This is a genomic window from Mesorhizobium sp. M1A.T.Ca.IN.004.03.1.1 (genome assembly GCF_003997555.1).
In the GTDB taxonomy this organism is placed as follows: domain Bacteria; phylum Pseudomonadota; class Alphaproteobacteria; order Rhizobiales; family Rhizobiaceae; genus Mesorhizobium.
This window is the reverse complement of the sequence record NZ_RZTV01000364.1, coordinates 1-270: the sequence shown is the minus strand read 5'-3', so window position 1 is coordinate 270 and position 270 is coordinate 1. Positions and strand designations below refer to the sequence as shown.

The following is a 270-nucleotide window of genomic DNA, read 5'->3' as shown; positions in this document are numbered from 1 at the left end:
CAACCCTCGGCGGCGGATTCCTGCTCGGCGAAGCGATCGGCATCACCGAAATCAGCGCCGCGGTGATCACCGGCATCGGGGTGGCGCTTTCGACGGGTATTGCCGCGCCGCGCCATTGACCATCAGCGGGAACCAACACGTCAACAGCCGCCGACAGCGATCGCTGCGGCGGCTTTTTCAGCAGACATGTTGGTCAAGCCTGGATGACGACGACCCTGGCGCCGACCTCGACGCGACCATAGAGATCGATGACATCGTGATTCATCATGC

The 270-nt window shown here is 62.6% G+C and carries 2 pseudogenes; one reads left to right on the top strand and one right to left on the bottom strand.

From position 1 onward, the window contains the following. A pseudogene (locus EOD29_RS31990) lies at window positions 1–119 on the top strand (EamA/RhaT family transporter); the annotation flags it as partial. A 74-nt stretch (window positions 120–193) separates the two neighbouring features. On the opposite strand, the pseudogene EOD29_RS31985 reads toward EOD29_RS31990, so the two are convergent. Continuing rightward, a pseudogene (locus EOD29_RS31985) lies at window positions 194–270 on the bottom strand (L,D-transpeptidase); the annotation flags it as partial.